This is a genomic window from Pontibacter virosus (assembly GCF_003096355.1).
Taxonomy (GTDB): domain Bacteria; phylum Bacteroidota; class Bacteroidia; order Cytophagales; family Hymenobacteraceae; genus Pontibacter; species Pontibacter virosus.
Map to the genome: position 1 here is coordinate 110,118 of NZ_QEKI01000009.1, position 22,318 is coordinate 132,435.

The following is a 22,318-nucleotide window of genomic DNA, read 5'->3' on the forward strand; positions in this document are numbered from 1 at the left end:
TAGCTGGCTATACCTGCCACTTATATTCTATACCAAAAAAAAGGCGCCTTCCGCAAAGGAGGCGCCTTTCTTTTTATAAAGTCGACCAGTTACTGAACAGGGAAAAGTACTGTGCGGTACTGCGTTTCATCAATTGCCGGCACATTTGCATTATACTTGCTGTTGATGGCTCTAATCATTTCGTTCGCTACGAAAGCATAGCCACGTGGGGTAGGGTGTACGCCATCCAGTGAAAACAAATTACCTGTAATGAAGGCAGGAGAATAAGCAACACCGTTCTTACCAAAGCCGGTTTTGACTGAATCGAAGTAAGCATTCGCATCAAATAAGGCAAGCCCTCTGGCATCAGCCTGTGCTTTGATAATGTTGTTGAATGTTTCTGTTGCCGTTCTTACATTTTGCTGTTCTGTTGCATCCAGTACCAAAGCGCTTGGAATTGGATTGCCAATAGAAAGACCAAACATGGCCGTCGTGTCAACCTGGAAATTGGCTAACAAACCAGCAAGGGTAAGTCTAACTACAACCGGGTCTTGGCTCGAGCTGACCTGCCTGGCCAAATCTCTCCAGTATTTGCCTGTACGCTGGCCTACCAATGGTGCGTAAGCAGCAGAGGTTAACAGGAAGTACACTCCGTTTTGCGCAGCATTGATCTGAGCAGGTGCAATTTGTATGCGTGAGCTGCCAGAACCTGTAAGGGCTACCACACCAGGTATGTTATTAGCTGCCATCAACTGCTGAACAGATGGTCCTACTGTTGTGAAGAACGGAATGGCTGTTACATCAGGTATGGTTGCAATTACCCCCTCCTGACCGCCAGCTGTCAAAGCCGTCAGCAATTCTGAATAATTTGCATCAAATGTTGCTGTAGGCGTGATAGATCTCGCAGGAGAGTTGAGCATGCCTCCAGAGAAAGCACCACCTGAAGTTGCATACGCCAACACATCGTTATTGCCTAGCCACACACTGAAGAACGTGTGATCTGTACTCTCCTGAACACGCTGCAAATAGGTCTGTGAGGCGTTGTTGTCTGGTGTGATACGCTCAAAGAGTGGATTGCCCTGAGTAGACCCGTAGCCTGCTGTTTTTATATCCGCCACTTTTATATCCGGCACTGCCAGGTTATTGATCGGCTCCAGATACTTGGTATACAAACGTGGACTTGCACTTCGTATGGCCAGATTTTCAGTAACGTTCGCTGTAATGGGAGATCCTTGTGCAGTAAAGCCTGCCAGACGTATATATCCGGTACCATTGCGCTGCTCCTCTGTGAAAAGCGGTTGCGTAAAGTCGCCACCACCCACAGTTCTAAATTGCTCCGCCATAATAGCTGGATAAGAGTTGATTTGTCCCTCGCGGTACAGGCCACCGTCACCCTGCCCTGCTGTAAGGGAGTTACCAATAGCTATGTATTTTGTGAAATCAGCCTCGCCCGCACTTGATGCAGGAGTATCTATGTCTGGATCGCAGCTTGTAAGGAGCACACCCGCGAAAAGTGCGAGCGCACTCGATTTATAGAAAAACTTTTTCATATGCTTTGCTAAAGAAAATTAGAATTTGAAGTTTAGACCGATACCTGGGATATAGGCGACAGATTTAAATGTACCTGGTACACCGCCAGAAAGGTCAGCCGCATCTGTTCTCTCTTTTTTGTTGATGTAAAGGAAGGATGCGTCGATGCTGATGTTCTCAGAAACAGAATAGCCTATACCTGCAGAGAGACCGCGCGAGTCTGAATCTGGCGTTTCAGGTGTCAGGTAGCCGTCTTGTACCGGAGTTTTGTCAAGGTAAGCACCAGCACGAAGGGCCAGGGCATCGTTCACCATGTACTCACCGCCTAAACGATAAATAAAAGCATTTTCGTAGTTACGGCCGGCCTCTGAGAAAGGACTGCCAGCCACATTCTGGCTAAAGTCGAAGCGCAGTTTCTCGTAAGCGCTCCAGCCTACGTGGCTCACATCAGCAGCCAGTGTCAGGCGTTCGTTTGGCTTAAAGCCTATACCTACTGAAAGGGTGGAAGGCATTGGCAGCTCTGCGTTGAAAGTCGTGCCGTCAGGAAAGTTACCACGAGCAGCTGCCGGGATGTTGCTGAACATAACGTCGCCGCCTTCTACGCTCAGGTCTACTTTGGAGCGGTAATTCACGCCGATAGAGAACTTCTCAGTTGGCTGGAAGAAGATACCTGCGTTAAAGCCAAATGCTGACTCCGCGCCGCCATCCAGCTCAATACCGCCCTCTGTGCCGTCCTGGCTTTGAACAGGCACTGAACGCTGCAGATTTACGCTGCCCATTACATAAGAGAGGCCTACACCTATACCTAGTTTGTCGGTAATAGCATAGCTCACAGTAGGCTGCACATAAATTGCCTGCAGTTTTAACTGGTTCAGCCCATAACGGCCGCTCCATTCATCGCCCCAGTTTACGGTACTACCGAACGGGGTATACACACCAAGGCCGGCAGAAAATTTCTCGTTTATATTGTAAACACCGTACACCTGAAACGGAGTGCCCAGTGGGTTGTCAGTTCGGGCCGTAACACCTCCCGACTCAGGGGCAGAGTAGGCAATTCTGGAGACAAGCGCGCTACCGCCTATCGTCACGCCACTATAGCCCATTTGGCTCATGGCACCAGGGTTAAAGAAGATGCTGGACGTACCTGTCAAAAGGCCCGTGCCTGTATGGCCCATACCAATTTGGCGCTGGCCCGCCAGGTTCACCTGGTATCCTCCGGCCATGGCTGTACCTGAAATCAGGGCGCTACCTAATAAGGCTAAGATTTTGCTTTTCATAAAATGCGACTTGTTTAAATAGAAGGTGTTAATAAGGTAAAACAAATATATAAAACAATCATACTTCTTAAAGCACTTCCACTACCTTTTTTCAAATAAAATCAATTTTTGGTCGAAAAACTACCAACCTCTTCTTTCGGATTTCCTCCCGAGCCTCTAAAGGCCAGTTTTTTTGGCACCAGAGCCATCTCATAAAGGGATTCTGCGTTTATAGAGTCTCAACATAAATCCAAATGAAAGAACAGTACGATGTGATTATAATAGGCGGAGGCCCCGCCGGTCTGAACGCTGCCATGATACTGGGACGTTCGCGCCGCAAGGTGCTTTTATTCGACAGTGGCAAGCCCCGTAACCGCTGGTCTACCAGCATGAATGGTTTCTTATCAAGCGACGGAGTTAACCCCGGGGACTTCATTAAAAAAGGTCGTGAAGAGCTACAAAAGTATCAGGTACAGGTTATTGAAGGCGCCGTGGAAACTGCCACTTACAGCAAGGGGCAGTATATAGTAGACGACCAGCATGGAAATGTATACCACTCCCGCAAACTGCTTTTGGCGACAGGCCTGAAAGACACTTTGCCCGAAGTAGAAGGTATAGAGCCACTCTATGGCAAAAGCGTGCACCACTGCCCTTACTGCGATGGCTGGGAGAGCCGTGACAAAGCCATCGCTGTGTATGGCAAAGACCGCAGCGGTATAGGCCAGGCGCTGGCCATGAAAAACTGGAGCGATGACGTGACACTCTATACAGACGGCACCCGGAAGCTCAACAACAAAGACATGGAGCTGCTGAAACTAAACGGCGTGAAGGTTTGCACCGGAGCCATTGCCCGGCTGGAAGGCGAGGACGGCATGCTGCAACACATTGTGCTGCAAAATGGCGAATCAAAAAAGCAAGGGGCACTTTTCTTTTCAGGCGAAACGAAGCAGCAGTCAGATATAGGCGAGCAACTGGGCTGTGAATTTACCGGCAAGGGTGTTATCAAGACACGGCGCCTGCAGCAGGCCAACATACCAGGCCTCTATGTAGCTGGTGATGCGGCCCGTGACATGCAGCTCGTGATTGTGGCGGCAGCCGAGGGCGCCAAGGCCGGAGTAGCCATTAACATGGAATTGCAGCAGGAAGACAGAGTGAATCCTTAGACCATGCTGGCAGCAGTATCGCTGGCCTCCTGTGCAGGGCTGGGCAGATGCTGCTCCACTGGTTGGAACAGGTGCTCTTTCAGGCAGTAACGGTAACCCTCCACCAACATGTGCATGATCAGGTGCTCCACGGCGATAGGCTGATTTTCGGATACTTGCCTTGTGTTAGTAAATCGGATCTTGCTGGCGTCGATGATCGTTACAACTCCTGTCCCGAACACTTCTATTTTATTCCCCTCTTTGATGATGATACCGGTCTCTTCGCTCAGGCCAACACCAATATACGCCGGGTCGTGCGCCACGGCATGGGCTAGTCGCCCGAAGCGGCCGCGCTCCACAAAGTGCGTATCGATGTAGAGGTGGCTGATGAATCCGAAACCAATGGTGGTTTTCATCTCCCCCTTAATAAGCGAGTAGTGGCCGTATCCATCGTAGATCATGCGATCTGACATGATGGCGGCTCCTGCGCTGGTACCCGCTATGATAATGGGCTCCTGGTGGTAGCGGCGGCGCATGATCTCCAGGAGTTGCGTGCCGTTCAGGAACTCAGTCAGGCGAACCTGATCGCCTCCCGTAAAGAAAATCACATCAGCCTGCTGAATGCGACTGATGTACTCCGGCTGGTCTGCCGCATGATTTTCGTCTATCAGCATGAACTGCACTTTGTTACAGCCCAGTTCCTCAAAAGCCTCTTTATATGCCAAACCAGATTCCTGCGGCACGGTAGCTGCCGTTGCGATCACTTCTATGTTAGAATGCACGGGGCATATCTCAGACCTGATCAGCTTAATCAAGTCATCATCATACCCTCCTCCGAGCGCTATTAAGGTTCCTTTATACATGGGTATTCCAGATTATTAAAACAGTCCGCTCACAAAAAGCAAACGGCTGTATACTTTACAATTAAGCGTCCGAAAAGATTTAAAACAGCACGGTAATCCGCTTTTTCTATGTTCATTTTCGAACAAACACCTGTACGCTATTGGACGATTTTAGTAGACACAATACGTTTTAAATTTGATAATATCCTGATTAACATACTGTTATACCATTGGCACATAAAGTGTAATATGCTCATCATAAATAAAAAATATTTTAGAAGCAGCAAGCAACCTTTTACCTAAAGCTACTATCTATTAAGTACTTACAACATGAAACTCAAAACCTTTAAATTTTTAAAATCATGAAAATCATCATCTTATTATTCGCGATAGTACTTGGCTTCGGAGCTACCGGCAAAAAGACAGCAAACGACATAGAAGTAGCCGCCGCCAAGCACAAACTGCAGCAAGAACAAAGAGAATTGCGAAGCTACCCTAACCTGTTGCCAGAAGTGCTGATCGTAGCACCGAAAGCCTGATACCCTGAGAAAGCATAGCCCCTTTACCATCATCTTAACCTAGATCACTATGAAAATCCTAATTCTTTTGTTTGGACTTACAGCAGCTTTTGGTGCCGCAGGCAAGAAAACAGCCCGCGATGTAGAAGAGATTAAGCACCGCCAGGAGTTGAGAGAGCTGGAGCGCTATCCAAACCTGCTTCCTGAAGTAGTCATTACAGTGTCGCGTGACTCGCTGTTAAAGTAACTCCCTGATTTTACCGATTTGTTTAACCCCGCCATTAGTACCAAATAAAATCATGAAAATCATCATTCTTTTGCTGGTAGTGGTAGCCGCATTTGGCTTCGCCTTGAAAAAAACCATTGACGAGCGTACGCTGTTGGCCGATCGCTTGCAGCAGGAGCGGGTTACATTGCTGTACAACACCAAGAATCCCGCTCCCCAGCTTGTAGCCATGCTAGAGCAAGCCGCCTAAAAGCGTACGCTGGCTGCCTGTAACATGTCCTACACCTTTGCTAAGCACTTAATCCAGGTTCTTTCTAAGACCAATCTCACACTCACTTCAAAACTGAGTGCCTCAAAAATACTGCCCTTATAACAGCAATCGCCCGACCTGAATGGGGTCGGGCGATTGCTGCTAATTTTCCTGCTTCTTGAATATCTTGTTCCAGTCAATGCGCTTCTCAGGCTCAGGTTCTGGAGCGGGCTCCTCCTTTTTCCCGAAAGGCCATGCCTTCTTTTTAGGCGGCTCCGGCTCTTTCTTCTTGCCAAACGGCCAACCCGACTTTTCCTCTTCTTCCTGCTGCTTGCCAAAAGGCCAGACTTTCTTTTTCTCTTTCTTCTCGGGCACAATTACATAGCGGATCGAGATGCCCGTGGCCAGCTTAACCCAGTCTTCGTGGTTAAAATGCAGGGCCGGTTTCACGTCAGCCGAGAGCAAAAAAGGCAGCCCGTTCACCTTATACTCTACGCCCACAATGGCATCCAAACCGGTGAACACGCCATGGTCTTTGAGGTTGCCGATGTGGCCGCCGCCGCCCAGGTAGTAGTTGAAGCGCTTGCCCAGCATGGGCCAGTGCCGCTGGTAGAGCAGGGTACCGCTATACTCCCGCGAGCCGACCAGAGCTAAACCTTCGAGGGTGCTTTTCTCTGCAATCCGCTGCTGCACGGTGGCCCCAAACTGGTCGCCACCTAGTCGTATACCTGCTGCCGTTCTGTATTTCTGCGCCTGGCTGGCCGTAGCCGCTCCCGCCACCAGTAGTATCGTAATAAGAATCTTCTTCATGTGTTGTTTCGGAGTCTGACTCCTGCAGCTGCAAATATCTTACCTATTCTGCACAAACAGTATAGTATACCTGGCAGCTTACCAATGTTTTTTAAAAATGCGCTCCCGGTTACAGAGAAGCTTTGTCGGGAGCCAGAGTTATGGGAACGCATGTATAGACCATACTGGTATACCTGCACGTAAAAATGGCTATTAGCTATACCTTAAAAGTCGCCTTTAAAACCACCGCGGCTGGCCTTTTTGTCAGATTGGCGGCGTTTGCTTTCGAGGCGCTTGCGCACAGATGCCCGTGTGGGTTTGGTGGCTTTGCGTTTTTTCTGGCGGGTAAGTGCCTGGCGGATTAACTCGTAAAAGCGCTCAATGCACTGTTCCTTGTTTTGCAACTGACTCCGCTCGGCCTGGCACATCAAATGCAGAAAACCCTCATTGTTAATGCGACTGGCCAGCTTTTCCTGCACCAGCACTTTCTCTTCATCCGTCAGCAACTCAGAGTCGCTCACATGGAAGCGCAACTCGACCTTGCTGGCAACTTTGTTTACGTTTTGCCCACCGGCCCCACCACTCCGCGAAGCCTGAAAACTCAGCTCCCGCTCAAAATCCCGTTCTCTTATATCTGCCATACCTATACCTTCCAAAATACTCTTGTAACCAACGCCTTATACCTGTTCGCTGATAATATCAGACAAATATGCGTCTTTTCAGATTTTTGTGCGTCTTTTGTGAAATTTTTGGTCACCTTATACCTATTCTATGAAAAAGTTACGCTTTGTCTACCTGCTGCTGATGCTGTTTGCACTGCCACAACTATCGCAGGCTGTCAACAAGTCGTTTTACTTCACTACCTCAGACGGGGTGCAGCTCTATGTGCGCATGGCAGGCGAAGGCAAGCCTTGCCTCTTCATCCACGGTGGCCCCGGCTCCTGGACCAAATACTTCTATGCTCTCGGCGGCGATGTGGTAGAGCAAGACATGACCATGATTTACGTAGACCAGCGCGGCTGCGGTCGCTCCTCTAGTTCCGAAGCAAAAGACTACTCACTGGCCCGTTTGGTAAAAGACTTTGAAGAGCTGCGCGAACACCTCGGCTATAACAAATGGATGATCATGCCGCACTCTTTTGGGGGCACCATCGCCACAGAGTACGCCTACCAACACCCGAAGCGTGTCAGCGCTGCCATTTTCGTAAACTCTACCCTATACTTGAACGATGCCCTGGAAAGTTACATCAAAAACGGGGCACGCCTGCTGGGCAAACCCGAGTCAGATTTCCGCAAAGCCGGTGGCTCTATTGGCGAGGCGCTCAACGGCGTGGCCTACCAACTTAACCAGCAGGGTATGATGTACAAGATGATGTACCCTAAAAAGGAGATGTTCGATCAGATGAACGCTGTAATGGACACCACCATCAACTGGGACTTCGGCAGCAAGGTATGGGACTTCCCGGAATACGCACAAGACTTCACCATCAAGAGTGCATCACTTAAGATGCCGGTCCTGGTTATCTCCGGCAACAACGATTTATCAGTAGGCCCGGAGCACTACCGCTTGTTCAAGTTCAAGAACGCCACCTACCGCCCCATGGCCACTGGCCACTGCCCTTATCAAGAGCAGACGGCGCTTTTCCACGAGCATGTAAAGTCCTTCCTGGCGAAGGTAAAATAATCAGGACTACCTACCTAGATGAGAAGGGGCAGGCCACCATGGCTTGCCCTTTTTTTGTGCTGCGCCCCTTGCACGAAACCAAAGCCTGAAGCATAGCCGTATGCCATAGAATAAAATTGTGGCTATACCTATGAACCAAAAAGACAATTCGCTCCGAATCGGCTACCATGCATCGCACGAACAGTTTAAGCCAAGCGAGCTCCTCCAGTATGTGCAACAGGCCGAAAAGGCGGGTTTTAACGCCTCTATGTCGTCGGACCACTTTGCCCCCTGGAGCCTCGACCAGGGCGAGAGTGGCTTTGCCTGGTCTTGGCTCGGAGCCGCTATGCAAGCCACTAATCTGCCCTTTGGTATAGTCAATGCACCGGGTCAGCGCTACCATCCGGCTATAATTGCGCAGGCTGCCGCTACGCTCGCCGAAATGTTTCCGGAAAGATTTTGGGTGGCCATGGGCAGCGGACAGTACATCAACGAGCAGATTACGGGCGAGCACTGGCCCGTGAAACAAGACCGCAACGATCGCCTGAAAGAGTGTGTCGACATCATCCGGGCGCTGTGGGACGGCGAGACCGTAACGCACCATGGCCTGGTGACCGTGGAAGAAGCCAAACTTTGGACACGCGCCAAGGTAGCGCCTAAAATAATCGGAGCGGCCATTACCGAAGAAACCGCCGAGTGGGTGGGCGGCTGGGCCGATGGTTTAATTACCGTTTCCAAACCACCCAAAGAGCTTAAGAAAATGGTGGATGCCTTCCACAGAGGTGGGGGCGAGGGCAAACCCATGTACCTGAAAGTGCAGCTCTCCTACGCCAAAGATGAAAAAGAGGCACTGCAGGGAGCCCACGATCAATGGCGCTCCAACATCTTCCCGAGTGCCGTACTGTCTGACCTGCGCACTGCCAAACAGCTGGAGCAGGCAGCCATGTTCGTGCGCGAAGAAGACCTGCGCGAGCACGTACGCATTTCCTCCGACCCGAACCAGCACGTGGAGTGGCTGCAGCAGGACCTCGACCTGGGCTTCAGCCAGCTGATGCTGCACAATGTAAACCTGGGGCAGGAGCGCTTTATTGAGGTGTTTGGCAGTAAGGTGGTACCACAGCTTTTGAGCTAAGGTATAGCGGTAACACAAAGCCCGTCTGACTATTAACTTATAGCGTATAAGCATGTTACAGGTATAGCACGTCACGTATAGACACCCTATGAAATGGTCACTTAACCTTGGCAGAATAGCGGGCATCAAGATTCTGGTGCACTGGACATTCCTGATCTTGATCGGTTGGATCGTGTTCTCGGAAATGCAGCGCGGCTCTGACCTAACGGCTACGCTACTGTCAGTCGCTTTTGTCTTAACTATTTTTCTGTGCGTGGTCCTGCACGAATTGGGTCATGCGCTCATGGCAAGGCGCTATGGTGTGAGCACCAAAATGATCACGCTTTTGCCGATAGGTGGTGTGGCTAGCCTGGAGCGTATACCTGAAAACCCGAAAAAAGAGCTCATGATCGCCATTGCTGGTCCCGCCGTGAATGTGGTGATCGCGCTTGTGCTCTGGCTCATACTACCTCCCCTGCGCGAAATGCCGGGTGAGGAGTTCTTTAGCCGCATCACGGCAGCTAACTTCCTATACCTGCTGTTCTTTGTTAACCTGATGCTCGTGATCTTCAACGCTATACCTGCCTTCCCGATGGATGGCGGGCGTGTGCTGCGGGCTTTGCTGGCCTTTAAGCTAGGCAGGGTGCGGGCAACCCAGATAGCGGCCAACCTGGGTCAGCTGCTGGCCATGTTCTTCGTTTTTATCGGCTTTTTCTACAACCCTTTCCTGATCCTGATCGGCATATTCGTATTCTTCGGGGCCTGGTCTGAGAATATGATCGTGCAACACCTCGACTTTTTGCGCGGCCACCTGGTGCGTGAAGGCATGATGACTAACTTTGTTACCCTCGCTCCTACCGAAACGGTGCGCGAGGCGCTGGGCAAACTCCTCAAAGGCTCCGAGCACGACTTTGTGGTGGAGCAGGAAGGCCAGGTGGTTGGCACCCTGACACGCATGCAGCTGATACAGGCCGTAAAAGAAGAGAAGATCGAAAGTCCGGTGTCCGCTATCATGACGCAGGAAATTAAGGCTTTTAACGTCCAGGACAAGCTAGCCGAAGCGTATACCGAGCTGCAGAAGACCAAAGCTCCCCTTTACCCGGTACTTGACAATGGGCGTCTGGCCGGCGTGATCAACACGGACAACATCAACGAGTTCATTCTCATAAAATCCGCACTGGCACATTAGCGCCTAAACTACAGCCTCCAGACAAAAGCTATACCTGATTTACCTTACCGGACACACATTTTTATTATATTTGGCAGTAAACCGTACATACCCCGGCACATCCTTTTGCGTAATAGAACGTTATGGCCGCTTTGGAATGCGACACCCAAATTTTATAGACAGCAAAACTGACAATCCGCACCACTCTATGACCACCATACTCCTAACACCTGACCGCTTGGGGTCGCGAAGCGCTGCCATGTTCTTGGCACTCCTTCTATCGGTGATTTCCTTTGCAGCGCACGCCTCTGAAGACCTGCACATGGCACCCATTTCGCTGCAGGAGCGCATCAAAGCAGCTGACTTGATTGTTGAAGGCGAAGTTGTGGCCCAGCGGTCCTTCTGGGATGCAAAGCAGGAGCTTATTTACACTGCTCATACCGTCCGGCTCTTTAAGATTTTCAAGGGAGCGCTGGAGGAACGCCAGGTGGAGGTAATCACAGAGGGTGGAACAGTAGGGCTGGCCATGCACACTGTAACGTCAGCCTTACAGCTGAGAAAAGGACAGCAAGGTATGTTCTTCCTTACAAGAGGGGCCACCACAGGTATAGTAGCCAGTGCAGCTTCAGTCATAGCCAGACCATATGCCAGCCGGCAGGGTTTTGTACGCTATGATGTGGAGCAAGGCACCGCCGCTGATCCGTTTAACCAATACAAATCTGTGCAGGAAGTATACCAGGCCGTAACTTCCCGCATGGGGCAGCAATACAAAACAGTGATTGCGAACGATAAGTTGGAATCAGGTATAAAGGCCCAAATCCAGCAGGAAAGCACGCAGGCCACGCAAGCTCCGGTAGTAACCGGCTTTAGCCCTGCGCGCACCAGTGCGGGCACGGGGGCTGTGCTCACCATTACAGGCACAGGCTTCGGGAGCTCGCGCGGCAATGGATTTGTGGAGTTCCCCAACGCTGACGATGGTGGTACTACCCTGGTACGTCCTTACGCATCCGATTACCTGTCCTGGACCAATACCCAGATCAAAGTAGCAGTACCCTCCTACACCCAGACGGGCGGAACAGCCGGCACAGGCCGCATCAAAGTAACAGCCAACGACGGCACATCTGCCATGAGCGTTGGGTCGCTCGTAATCGAATTTGCTTATTCTAATGTGGTAGCAGAGGGTGGTAACACGCCTTTTCAGCCTGTTTTGATAGATGCCAACCGGAATGGCGGCTATACCATACAGTTCGCTCCCAGCCTGCAGAACAGAGCGGCAGCACAAGAAGGCTTCAGGCGCGCCGTAAACAATTGGGTATGCACCACAAACGTGAACTGGGTGGTTGGCGCTGCCACCACAACCGAAAGCTCTGCCGACGACGGCCGTAGTGTTATCCGCTTTGCATCCCCCTCCGTGACAGGTCAGGGTGTGTTGGCCCGCACCATAAGCAAGTACAGGGGCTGCGTGTCCATTAGCGGCACCCGCCGCGACACGATCTTCTGGCTCACTGAGTTCGACATGGAGATCAACAGCAACATCACCTGGCAGTACGGCCCAGGGGCACCGGGTGCTGACCAGTTCGACTTTGAAACAGTGATCCTGCACGAGTTAGGCCACGCGCACCAACTCGGCCATGTTATTCTGCCTAACACTTTGATGCACTACAACATAGGTCGCCGGACACAGGTTCGTGATCTGACTGCCCCAGACATAGCGGGAGCCAACCTGGTGCTGAGCCGAAGCCAGAACCCTCTGGCATGCGGCGGCCGCTCTCCTATGACACCGAAGCTGGACGGCGATTGTAATCTGGCCTCCGAGATCTTTACCTTCGACGCCTCCTTTACCAATGCAGGGGCTGTGGATGTGATCTGGACTACCAGCACTGAGCAAGGCGTCGCTCGCTTTGTAGTCCAGCGCAGTCAGGACGGGCAGCAATGGGAAGACATAGGTGAGGTTCCTGCCACTGGCCGGGCTGGCGACTATACCTTTACAGATAACGATCCGCTGCCTCGACGAAGCTTCTACCGTTTGCGCGTGCTTTACACCAATAACCCCGAGGCGTTTTCAGGCAGAGTGCAGGTCCTCAACCCAAGCGATTTGCGTATTTTCAAAGTATACCCTAACCCAATCGGCCTCACCACTAATGCCGACGGTGCCCCTAGCGAAACACTACGAATAGAGTACCTGGTACGCAACACGTCAGACCTCAGCCTGCAGCTATACGACTTGCAGGGCAGACTCGTGCGAGATCTGGAAGCCACCGTAACCGACGGGACGGATATCATCGAAATCAATGTCTCAGACCTGGCATCGGGCACTTACGTGCTGCGTTGGAGAGAAGGCAACAGCAGCGGCGCCACGAAAGTGGTCAAAGTGCAGTAACAAGAAAAGGGAGACTGTCGGCCTCCCTTTTCTTGTTGTCCTGGTCTCCTACTCGATGCTAACCCGCTTCCGGTTGTTGGTATTTGTCTGCTCTTGCTTTGGTACCGTTATTTTCAGCACCCCTTCTTCGTAGCGCGCCTTTATTTCTTCTGCTCTAACAGCATCCGGCAACTTAAACGAGCGACTGAAAGAGCTGTAATTATACTCCCGACGGGTATAGTTTTCTTCTTCCGTCGAGGTATCCTGCTCTTTTTGGCTGCTGATGGTGAGCATACCTTCGTCTATGTCTACTTCAAAATCATCTTTGGCCATACCTGGGGCCGCCAACTCAATGGTGTATTCTCTTTCATTCTCCCGGATGTTGGTCGCAGGCATGTTCCGCATGATCTGTCGCCCGATTTGTGCGGGCATTCGCAGCAGATCGTTCTCAAAGAAACGATCTACGTCGCTAAAAAAGTCTGTGAAGAACGACCTGGGAGTGAGACTCTCACCTCCTGTGCGCTCTTTTCTCATTGGCTTCATAGTAGTACCTCCTTTTTGCTATGGTTTAACATCTTGGCTTATATCACCCATTTATGTGGGCAACTCCACTAATTTTTACGCCTTGATTTTCTTATAGTTTAACCTTGAATAAAAATAAAAAAGCAACCAGAACAAATACATGTTTCCGGTTGCTTTTCAGGGATAAGGTTTGCTTTCAGATGTCAGGGCATTCGCTCCAGGAGAGTTAGCGCATACCCGACGCAGGGTTTGTCAGTAGCTCGCGTTTTGTTTCATAGCTTGGAAAGGCACAGTCTGTTTTCCATCGCTTGGTTCAGGCTCTAGTAACTATACAAATGTTGTAAAACATCAGCTGTACGCAAAGGAGACTTTCCCTTCAAAGGTAACTTGTACAATAAACCTAGCATAACATGATTTAATCAAATAATCAGCCTTAACGACTCAAATAAACAAATTCAGCTTCCTCTAATCAGAGCAAAGGTAACATCTTGTAATGCGTCAATATTGTTGCAACACTGAAATATCATTTTTCCTTAAGATAATTAGGAAGACAGAAATGGTAGTATTATCATAGTGAGTATGCTATATTTGACAGTTTAAGCGTATTGCCTGATACATGCCCATGGCGAAGAAAAGACGAAAGTTTGTACAATGCCCTAACTGTGGCTACACCTTTGAGGAGGTGAATAACTACTGTCCAAACTGCGGGCAGGAAAACCATGACTTGAATGTGCCAGTAAAGCACCTGGTAGAGGAGTTTTTTGAGAGCACCCTCCATTACGACACTAAGTTCTGGCGCACTCTCCGATACCTGATCACGCGGCCCGGTTATCTGACTGAAAAGTTCAACCTGGGTCAGCGGGCATCCTATGTGCCGCCGTTCAGGCTTTATGTGTTTGTAAGTATCTTTTTCTTTACAGCCATAGCCCTGTTTGCCTCTGATGGTCTTGTCATAAGTGACGTAGACAGCGCAAAAGCACAGCTGGAAGCCACCAATCCAGAAGCCGCCGGCCGGGTGATGCAAGCGGACTCGGTCGTCAGGCCATGGGTAGGCTTAACTCTTAAAGACTCAGCTGATGTGATTATCAATCAGGAAGTAGATAACAAGTTCAGAAGCTTTGTCAAAAACCAGGAACAGTCTCGTCAGAAGCTACTAAAGAACATCTCCTTCATGATGTTCGTGCTCATGCCTTTCTTCGGGCTCATTCTATACCTGTTTTTCCGGTCGCAGGGCCGTAATTATGTCGAGCACCTGATGTTCTCTGTGCATTTCCATACCTTTGTTTTCCTGCTCATCATGTTTGCCATCCTTTTAGAGGTTGTTTTTAGCAGTCTTGACGCCAATGGATGGGTATTCCTGATCAGTATGGTGTATTTATTTTTTGCGCTACGCCATGTATACAAGGAATCGTACCTGCGTACGGCGGTTAAACTTATACCGATTGGCTTAACATACCTGGTATCTTTAATCATCTTGTTTGTAGCAACTGTTGGCGTTAGTGTACTGTTCAGTTAATTTATACCTTCGTACTCTATGACTCCTTCTACCTCCTGGGAACGCTTAATTTCTAAAAAACGATTCGAAACGACCGATAGCAAGTATAGCTCAGACGAGTCGGTGCGCGGTGAATTTCAGCGTGACTATGACCGCATCGTGTTCTCTTCAGCCTTTCGGAGACTTCAGAACAAGACGCAGGTGATGCCCATGCCTGAAAGTGATTTCGTGCATACACGTCTTACGCATAGTCTGGAAGCATCTGTTGTAGGCCGGTCGCTGGGCCGAATCGTGGGCAAGAGCATATTGGAGCGCTACCCGAAACTGACAGGAGACAAAAACATACAGGAAGCCGACTTCGGCGATATTGTGGCGGCAGCCTGTCTGGCGCACGACATCGGTAACCCACCCTTTGGCCACTCCGGCGAAGATGCCATTTCTGCTTACTTTCTGAGTGAGGAGGCGCAACCCTTTCTGACTAATCTGTCAGAGGCACAAAAGGCAGATCTGCAGCGCTTCGAAGGCAATGCAGCCGGCTTCAGAGTGCTCACCTATACCTACCCGGCGCACTGCAACCTGCCTGGCGGCCTGAGCCTGACCTATACCACACTGGCCACGTTTACTAAATATCCGAAAGAGTCACTCCCGGAAATCAAAGGCACAAAAAGCACCAGCGAAAAAAAGTATGGCTTCTTCCAGACTGAGAAAGCCTGGTTTAATACGATCGCACAGGAACTGGGGCTGCTTAAGAAAGGGCCCGACGATCAGATATTTTACCATCGCCATCCATTGGCTTTTCTGGTAGAGGCCGCTGACGATATCTGCTATCGCATCATCGATTTTGAAGATGGTCTGAAGCTCGGCTTGGTGCCGCATCAGCAAGGTATAGCGCTGCTGCGCCAGATCCTCGGCGACGCACCTGACCGTGTCTCCAGCCTTACATTTTATGACTGGCGCGAGGAGATTGGCTACCTGCGTGCCCGCATCATCGGTAAACTCATTCAGGAGACCACCCAGATATTCCTTCAACACGAAGAGGGCATACTGGCAGGAACCTACGACAAGCCGCTCATCAACGAGCTCAGCTGCAAACCAGTGCTCGACGAGATCAAAAGCCTGTCCATTGAATTGATTTACCGTAACAAACCTGTGCTGGAAATAGAAGCAGCCGGCTTCGAAGTGCTCGGCGGCCTGCTGGATGCCTGCATGAAAGCCGCTTTCCGTCAAGACTCCAGACACCACCGCAAAGTAGCCGACCTCATACCGCCCCATTACCTGCAGTTGCCCGAAGGCTCCTCCGACTACGACCGCATCATCCATATCACCGACTACGTGACCAGCCTCACCGACCAAGCCGCACTCGGACTGTATCGGAAGATCAAGGGGATAGAGTTGCCGAGGATGTATTGAGGATAAAGTGTCAAAAACGCTTTGCTGTTAAATCTTAATTCCCTGATAATAGAGCTCAGTTAAGAGTGGCTAAGCTCTATTCATTAGCCCTAATTCTCTATTTTATCCGTCATACCATCCTGTTTGTAGAGTAAACATAGGCATTCAGCTATTTGTGGAGAAACCCTATTGAATTTAGACTAATTTTATAGTTTCTATAACACTAGTTGGGTTATAGATGATCATTCCTAAACCTTTTTTTATGAAACGTAAACTTCTCCTTTGCTTTATGTGGGTAACGACGGGCTTTGCCGCCTTTGCCCAAACTAAAAGCAATAAGATCGAATTCACGGAATACACACTCCCGAACGGGCTACATGTGATTCTGCACCAGGACAACTCCACACCAAACGTAGCGGTGTCGGTGCTGTACCATGTGGGCTCTAAAAACGAAGTAAAAGGCCGCACAGGCTTTGCGCACTTTTTTGAGCACCTGATGTTTGAGGGCACCGAGAACATTGAGCGTGGCCAGTACATGAACATGGTGCAGGCTGCTGGCGGCTCTCTTAATGCCAATACATCATTCGACCGCACTTATTATTACGAGCTGTTGCCTTCAAACCAGCTGGCCCTTGGCCTGTGGATGGAAGCCGAGCGTATGGTAGGAGCCAAAGTAGACGAAGTAGGTGTAGAGACGCAACGCAAAGTAGTGCAGGAAGAGAAGCGTATGCGCGTGGACAACCAGCCTTACGGCACTATCCTGGAGAACACCTTTGGCCTTGCCTATACCGAGCACCCGTATAAAATTACGCCAATCGGAACATTTGAGGACCTGAACAACGCCAAAATCGAGGAGTTCCGCGATTTCTATAAGACGTTCTATGTGCCGAACAACGCCACGCTTTCTATCGCCGGCGACATTAAGATCGACGAGACAAAGAAGCTGATTGAGCAATATTTCGCGAAGATCCCGAAAGGCACGCAGGAGATCCCGAGACCAAACATCGTGGAGCCTGCTCAGACCGAAGAGCGTCGCAAAGTGGTGTATGACAACATCCAATTGCCAGCCGTTATTCAGGCGTACCATATCCCGGCACAGGGTACTGAAGACCACTATGCGCTTTCAATGCTGACCACTTTGCTTTCTGGCGGTAAGAGTGCCCGCATGCCAAAGGCCATCGTGGACAAGCAGCAGAAAGCAGTTGCAGCCCTTTCTATTCCTTTCCCGACAGAAGACCCGGGCTTGTTCCTGACCTATGCCATTGCCAACATGGGCGTGGATGTGAAGGACCTGGAGGCTGCTGTGGACGCAGAGATCGAACTCGTGAAAAAGGAGCTGATAACTGAGCGTGAGTTTCAGAAACTGCGCAACCAAATGGAAAGCCAGTTTGTGCAGCAGAACAGCACCGTGGCCGGTCGTGCCGAGAACCTGGCCAACTACCACGTGTACTATGGCGACGCCAACCTGATCAACAACGAGATCGACCGTTACATGAAGGTAACGAAAGAAGACATCCAGCGCGTGGCTAACAAGTACCTCACCAAGAACAACCGTGTGGTGTTGCACTACCTGCCTAAGTCAGCTCAACCTAGCAATTAATTAGATTATCATGAAGAGAATATATAACATACTCCTTTTGATGCTGGCTCTTACTACGGTAGCGACAGCACAGACAAAACAAACGCCACCTCCGGCAGGTCCTGCTCCTAAAATTGAGTTGGGCAAGTATGAGCATTTCACCCTGAAAAACGGTTTGAAGGTATACGTGGTAGAAAACCACAAACTGCCTGTCGTAAACATGTCGCTGGTGCTGGATCGTGACCCGATTCTGGAAGGCGACAAAGCAGGATACGTAAGTATGGCGGGCCAGATGATGCGCACCGGTACCAAAACCCGCAGCAAAGACCAGTTTGACGAGCAGGTGGACTTTATAGGTGCAAACCTTTCGTTCAGCTCGACCGGTTTTGGCGCTTCTTCGCTTAAGAAGAACCTACCGACACTGCTGGACCTGACGGCTGACGCCCTTTTGAACCCGAACTTCACACAGGAAGAGCTGGACAAAGTGAAAAAGCAGATGCTGGCCAACCTGGCTTCAGAAAAGGACAATCCGGACGCTATTGCCGGTAAGATTCGCAACACCCTTCTTTTTGGCAAGAATCATCCGAACGGGGAGTTGATGACAGAGAAGTCCATTGAAGGTATAACCCTGGCGGATATTCAGAACTACTACAACACGTACTACCGACCGAACATCGGCTACCTGGCCGTAGTGGGTGACATCACACCGAAAGAAGCGAAAAAGCTACTGAACAAGTCGTTTGGCAAGTGGAAGAAGGGCAACGTACCTAGCCACAACTACGACCTGCCGAAGCACGATGGCAAAACACAGGTAGTGATTGTTGACCGCCCAAGCGCCGTGCAAAGTGTGCTTTCGTTCACAAACCCTGTACAAATGAAGCCGGGTGCTGAAGATTATGTAGCAACTCAGGTAATGAACACCATTCTTGGTGGCGGCAGCACAGCGCGCTTGTTTATGAACCTGCGTGAGAAGAACGGCTATACCTACGGCGCCTATTCTTCGCTTTCTTCTGACAAGATCCTGGGCCGTTTCAATGCTTCTGCCAGCGTACGCAACGCCGTAACGGACAGTGCCACGGCAGAGTTCATGAAAGAATTCAACGAAATCAGAACCAAGCAGGTAACGGACAAAGAACTGGCCTATGCCAAAGCCTATATCACAGGTAACTTCGCCCGTGGCCTGGAGAACCCAGGTACTGTGGCCATGTATGCCATCTCTACGGCACGCTACAACCTGCCAGCTGGCTATTATGCCAACTATCTGAAGAAAGTTGAGTCTATCACGGCGGCCGATGTGCAGCGTGTGGCGCAGAAGTACGTACGCCCTGACCAGCTTTACATTCTGGCTGTTGGCAATGCCAAGGACATCGCTGACAAACTCGTTGCTTTCGACAAAGACGACAACAACATTACCTACTTCGACGCGACAGGCGAGAAAGTAGATATGGCAGCTGCCAAAGCTGTACCGACAGATGTGACAGCAGATCAGCTTATCTCAAAGTATATCCAGGCCATTGGTGGCAAAGCGAACATCGAGAAGGTGAAAGACGTGACGGTGACCATGAACGCGAGCGTGCAGGGCATGGCGCTTACTTTTAAGCAGCAGCAAAAAGGCGCTGACAAAATGCTGATCCAGATTCTGATGAACAACAGCCCGATGCAGCGCGTGATCATCAACGGTGATAAAGGCAAGATGGAAGCTCCGATGCAAGGTTTGAATAAAGACATGACCGCCGAGGAGCTTGCTTCTTCTAAAGCGGAGTCTGACATGTTCTCCATGACCCGATTTGAGAAGTTTGGCATTAAGACAGCTGTAACCGGTCAGGAGAAAGTGGATGGCGCTGACGCTTACGTAGTAGAGGCTACAGCTACAAGCGGTCAGAAAACACTGCATTACTTTGACAAAGCTACAGGCTTGCTTTTGAAAGATGTGAAGAGCATGCAAACCCCGCAGGGTGCTATCACGCAGACCAAGAGCTACAAGAACTACAAAGAAGTAGACGGTGTGAAATACCCGCACGTGATCGAAACTGTTGTTGGTCCTCAGGTAATCAAAGCAGAGGTGCAGAGCGTGGAAGTAAACAAAGGTATCAGCGATGATGCCTTTAAAATCTAATACCCTTTACCCAATAACCCAAAGCAAAGCGGCGTGTCCAGATGGGCGCGCCGCTTTTTTGTTTAGCTATACCTTGCGATAGCCACCGGAGTAAGGTATAGCAGGTATAAAATTCTGGAAGTACAGGTATTACAAGTTATAGTACCGTGGCAAAAGACCAGTGAATCAGGTATATCAGCACTGAAAATATAGGTATGGCAAACACAGCAGGTATAGCAAGAAGCTCTAAAACACAGGTATAGTAGAACTCCTCAAGTGCCAGCCTAACGCAATAACTCTAGGTATAGCAGACGCTTGAAGAGCAGGTATAGCAGCAACTTCTCTAGGTATAGGCTACCACAATCTTAAACAACAACGAGATGTTTTAAGACAAGCAGTTGCTATACCTGCCCTGACACGGCTCGCTAAAACAACTCCCCCTGCCCGGCCTTCACAAACTTTTTGGGTGGCTTGATGTCGAGCCCACATACCTTGTTTAGTTTCTCGATCAGGTACGTGGCCAGTTCGGGCGAGGTGGTGTTGTCGGGTTCGTGTACGAAGAAGTAGAGTTCTTGCAGTCCGGCATCGAGCCATACCTTGATTCTTGCCACCCAATCGTCGATGCGGGTATAGTCGGTGGGATGCAGGCCGTTGCCCACAAAGCGTACCATGGCCGTCGGGGTGGTCAGGCGCATGTGCAGTACATCGCGCCGCCCTGACACGTCCGTCAGCACCGTGCTCACCCGAAACTTCTCCAGCACTTCAAACAGCTCCAGCGAGGCTGCATTGTCTACGAACCAATCGGGGTGGCGCAGCTCTACGGCCAGCGGCACACTTTCAGGTATGTACTGCACGAATTTTTCTAAGTCTTTGAGCTGATTCGGTCCGAAGTAGGGCGGCAGTTGCAGGAAAGAACAGCCCAGTTTATCCTCTAATCCGGCGATGGCTTCACAGAATGTGGCTGTCATGTCGAGTGAGCCCACAAGCGGCCCTTCGTGGCTAATGAGTTGCGGGAACTTGGGACAGAAGGAGAAGCCCTGCGGCACGGAATTTCGCCATCGCTCGATGGTGTCGGGACCCGGTATGTGGTAGTGCGTGCTGTTGAGCTCAATGGTGTTGAACTGCTTGCCATACCAGAGCAGCGACTCCTTCTCTTTCATACCCGTAGGGTAGTACTCGCCTACCCAGGACTTGTTCACCCAGACTGGCAAGCCGATGTACACCTTTGGTTTTTTGTACCGTTTGCTATACCTGTTTAACAGCGGCAAGGTATCAGGATGGTCGAGTGGTAATGCGAAGTCAACGCGGCTGATATCGAAGAGTTTTCCAAAGTCCATGGTACTATGCTTTTATAAAGTATACGCTTTGGCAGAATTTTGGGACCAAACAAAATATGCCACCAAAAGTTCCCGTTTAAACTCCAGCTATGACTGAAAAGCAAAATATTTTTTCACGATTGGCTAATTAGTTAATCGCTATAGTAATATATGAAAATATGCTCATATAAGCTAAAAAGAGGCTTTTTGACTTTACAGCACTTATAGCGATTATTTGAGGCAGCGCGTATCCCCCTATAACCAAGGCTGTGATATGGCGTATAAGGCCTCATTTGAAAATATTTCCGTATCTTTGCGGATTCACCAACCAAAAACTATATGAAGAACGATAGAAAGTGCATTCTCTTAACAGTAATCATTTTTCTATTTATCGGAGTTAGTCAACCAACTTTCGCACAAAGCAACGACAAAACCCAAATTGGTTCTGCCTCCTGGTATGGTAGCAAATACCACGGCAGAAAAACCAGCAGTGGCGAGCGCTACAACAAAAACGAGATGACCGCCGCGCACAAAACCCTCCCATTCGGCACCATGGTCAAAGTGACCAACCCCGCCACCGACCAATCTGTCATACTCCGCATCAACGACCGCGGACCTTTTGTGGGCAACCGTATTATTGATGTGTCGGAAGCAGCCGCCCGTAAACTGGGTATGCATTCGGCAGGGGTGGCCAAAGTAAAGGTAGAGGTGCTGGACAAGAGCGAGGTAGCTGCTGCGACAGCAGATACAAAGCAAGGCGCCATCATCACCCAAACGACAGCCAACCGCCAGCAGGCTGAAGAGCTCAGCCGCAAGCTCAGGGCTTTCGACAAGCACTTGCCGCTGGAAATAGCCGAGGAGCAGGTAAATGGCCAAAAAGTAGTACTGGTGAAAGCCGGTAAATTCAACAACAGAAACGAAGCCCAAGCCTTCAACGAGTTACTCGAAGAAGAAGGCCTGGCGGGAAAGGTTAGCGAAGCCTAAACGACTGATAATTACTGATAAGCGAGGAGCGGAAGACCAGCATGGTTTTCCGCTTTTTTGATTTAATAAGGTTTGTGCACCTCCTCTTTAAACCTTTCTCACTGTC

Annotated in this window: 20 protein-coding genes; 13 read left to right on the plus strand and 7 right to left on the minus strand. The window is 50.0% G+C overall.

Annotated features, from left to right (window positions below):
* Nucleotides 1-89: 89 nt before the first annotated feature.
* The gene (locus C8E01_RS14105; protein ID WP_116544087.1) at nt 90-1,529 is read right to left on the minus strand and encodes an SGNH/GDSL hydrolase family protein; all 1,440 of its coding nucleotides are present in this window, start codon (nt 1,527-1,529) and stop codon (nt 90-92) included.
* 18 nt (nt 1,530-1,547) lie between these two features.
* Nucleotides 1,548-2,786 (minus strand): OmpP1/FadL family transporter, encoded by a 1,239-nt coding sequence (locus C8E01_RS14110; RefSeq protein ID WP_116544088.1) that lies wholly within the window; start codon nt 2,784-2,786, stop codon nt 1,548-1,550.
* A gap of 233 nt (nt 2,787-3,019) precedes the next feature.
* On the opposite strand from C8E01_RS14110, the gene C8E01_RS14115 reads away from it, so the two are divergent.
* Nucleotides 3,020-3,928: an NAD(P)/FAD-dependent oxidoreductase gene (locus tag C8E01_RS14115; protein ID WP_116544089.1), complete on the plus strand. Its 909-nt coding sequence runs from the start codon at nt 3,020-3,022 to the stop codon at nt 3,926-3,928.
* Here C8E01_RS14115 and C8E01_RS14120 read toward each other — a convergent pair.
* A complete protein-coding gene (locus C8E01_RS14120) occupies nt 3,925-4,770 on the minus strand; it encodes a cyanophycinase (protein WP_116544090.1) in 846 nt (281 codons plus the stop codon). The two genes, C8E01_RS14115 and C8E01_RS14120, sit on opposite strands and share 4 nt — an antisense overlap.
* Nucleotides 4,771-5,111: 341 nt before the next feature.
* Here C8E01_RS14120 and C8E01_RS21685 point away from each other — a divergent pair, with 341 nt between their 5' ends.
* The 3 genes from C8E01_RS21685 to C8E01_RS21695 are packed head-to-tail and all read left to right on the plus strand — an operon-like array spanning nt 5,112 to nt 5,743.
* A complete protein-coding gene (locus C8E01_RS21685; protein ID WP_165820645.1) occupies nt 5,112-5,288 on the plus strand; it encodes a hypothetical protein in 177 nt (58 codons plus the stop codon).
* A gap of 49 nt (nt 5,289-5,337) precedes the next feature.
* On the plus strand, nt 5,338-5,514 hold the full coding sequence (locus C8E01_RS21690; protein ID WP_165820646.1) for a hypothetical protein: 177 nt from the start codon (nt 5,338-5,340) through the stop codon (nt 5,512-5,514).
* Nucleotides 5,515-5,566: 52 nt separating this feature from the next.
* The gene (locus tag C8E01_RS21695) at nt 5,567-5,743 is read left to right on the plus strand and encodes a hypothetical protein (protein ID WP_165820647.1); all 177 of its coding nucleotides are present in this window, start codon (nt 5,567-5,569) and stop codon (nt 5,741-5,743) included.
* Nucleotides 5,744-5,905: 162 nt separating this feature from the next.
* Here C8E01_RS21695 and C8E01_RS14125 read toward each other — a convergent pair whose 3' ends face one another.
* Together C8E01_RS14125 and arfB are read right to left on the minus strand one after the other, a co-directional pair.
* On the minus strand, nt 5,906-6,553 hold the full coding sequence (locus tag C8E01_RS14125; protein WP_116544091.1) for a hypothetical protein: 648 nt from the start codon (nt 6,551-6,553) through the stop codon (nt 5,906-5,908).
* A gap of 203 nt (nt 6,554-6,756) precedes the next feature.
* Nucleotides 6,757-7,173, minus strand: coding sequence for an alternative ribosome rescue aminoacyl-tRNA hydrolase ArfB (arfB, locus tag C8E01_RS14130; RefSeq protein ID WP_116544092.1), 417 nt, complete (start codon nt 7,171-7,173; stop codon nt 6,757-6,759).
* Between the two features lie 130 nt (nt 7,174-7,303).
* Here arfB and C8E01_RS14135 point away from each other — a divergent pair, with 130 nt between their 5' ends.
* The 4 genes from C8E01_RS14135 (at nt 7,304) to C8E01_RS14150 (ending at nt 12,853) form a co-directional block, all read left to right on the plus strand.
* Complete coding sequence (locus C8E01_RS14135) at nt 7,304-8,215, plus strand: alpha/beta fold hydrolase (protein WP_116544093.1); 912 nt, start codon at nt 7,304-7,306, stop codon at nt 8,213-8,215.
* A 130-nt stretch (nt 8,216-8,345) separates the two neighbouring features.
* Nucleotides 8,346-9,326 carry a TIGR03885 family FMN-dependent LLM class oxidoreductase gene (locus C8E01_RS14140; protein ID WP_116544094.1) on the plus strand — a complete coding sequence of 327 codons (981 nt, stop codon included), beginning with the start codon at nt 8,346-8,348 and terminating at the stop codon, nt 9,324-9,326.
* Nucleotides 9,327-9,414: 88 nt separating this feature from the next.
* Nucleotides 9,415-10,494, plus strand: a complete 1,080-nt coding sequence (locus tag C8E01_RS14145; protein ID WP_116544095.1) for a site-2 protease family protein — start codon at nt 9,415-9,417, stop codon at nt 10,492-10,494.
* 136 nt (nt 10,495-10,630) lie between these two features.
* The gene (locus C8E01_RS14150) at nt 10,631-12,853 is read left to right on the plus strand and encodes a T9SS type A sorting domain-containing protein (protein WP_116544096.1); all 2,223 of its coding nucleotides are present in this window, start codon (nt 10,631-10,633) and stop codon (nt 12,851-12,853) included.
* Between the two features lie 48 nt (nt 12,854-12,901).
* Here C8E01_RS14150 and C8E01_RS14155 read toward each other — a convergent pair whose 3' ends face one another.
* Nucleotides 12,902-13,375 carry an Hsp20/alpha crystallin family protein gene (locus tag C8E01_RS14155; protein ID WP_243409584.1) on the minus strand — a complete coding sequence of 158 codons (474 nt, stop codon included), beginning with the start codon at nt 13,373-13,375 and terminating at the stop codon, nt 12,902-12,904.
* Nucleotides 13,376-13,976: 601 nt separating this feature from the next.
* Between C8E01_RS14155 and C8E01_RS14160 the strand changes: the two genes are divergently transcribed.
* The 4 genes from C8E01_RS14160 to C8E01_RS14175 all read left to right on the plus strand — a co-directional run bounded on the left by C8E01_RS14160 (nt 13,977) and on the right by C8E01_RS14175 (nt 19,933).
* Nucleotides 13,977-14,870: a DUF3667 domain-containing protein gene (locus C8E01_RS14160; RefSeq protein ID WP_243409585.1), complete on the plus strand. Its 894-nt coding sequence runs from the start codon at nt 13,977-13,979 to the stop codon at nt 14,868-14,870.
* Nucleotides 14,871-14,888: 18 nt separating this feature from the next.
* A complete protein-coding gene (gene dgt / locus C8E01_RS14165) occupies nt 14,889-16,259 on the plus strand; it encodes a dGTP triphosphohydrolase (RefSeq protein WP_165820648.1) in 1,371 nt (456 codons plus the stop codon).
* 241 nt (nt 16,260-16,500) lie between these two features.
* Complete coding sequence (locus tag C8E01_RS14170; protein ID WP_165820649.1) at nt 16,501-17,838, plus strand: M16 family metallopeptidase; 1,338 nt, start codon at nt 16,501-16,503, stop codon at nt 17,836-17,838.
* 10 nt (nt 17,839-17,848) lie between these two features.
* Nucleotides 17,849-19,933 (plus strand): insulinase family protein, encoded by a 2,085-nt coding sequence (locus C8E01_RS14175; RefSeq protein WP_116544098.1) that lies wholly within the window; start codon nt 17,849-17,851, stop codon nt 19,931-19,933.
* Between the two features lie 404 nt (nt 19,934-20,337).
* Here C8E01_RS14175 and C8E01_RS14180 read toward each other — a convergent pair whose 3' ends face one another.
* Nucleotides 20,338-21,249 (minus strand): DUF72 domain-containing protein, encoded by a 912-nt coding sequence (locus tag C8E01_RS14180; protein ID WP_116544099.1) that lies wholly within the window; start codon nt 21,247-21,249, stop codon nt 20,338-20,340.
* A 318-nt stretch (nt 21,250-21,567) separates the two neighbouring features.
* Between C8E01_RS14180 and C8E01_RS14185 the strand changes: the two genes are divergently transcribed.
* A complete protein-coding gene (locus tag C8E01_RS14185; protein WP_116544100.1) occupies nt 21,568-22,212 on the plus strand; it encodes a septal ring lytic transglycosylase RlpA family protein in 645 nt (214 codons plus the stop codon).
* The last annotated feature ends 106 nt before the right edge of the window (nt 22,213-22,318 follow it).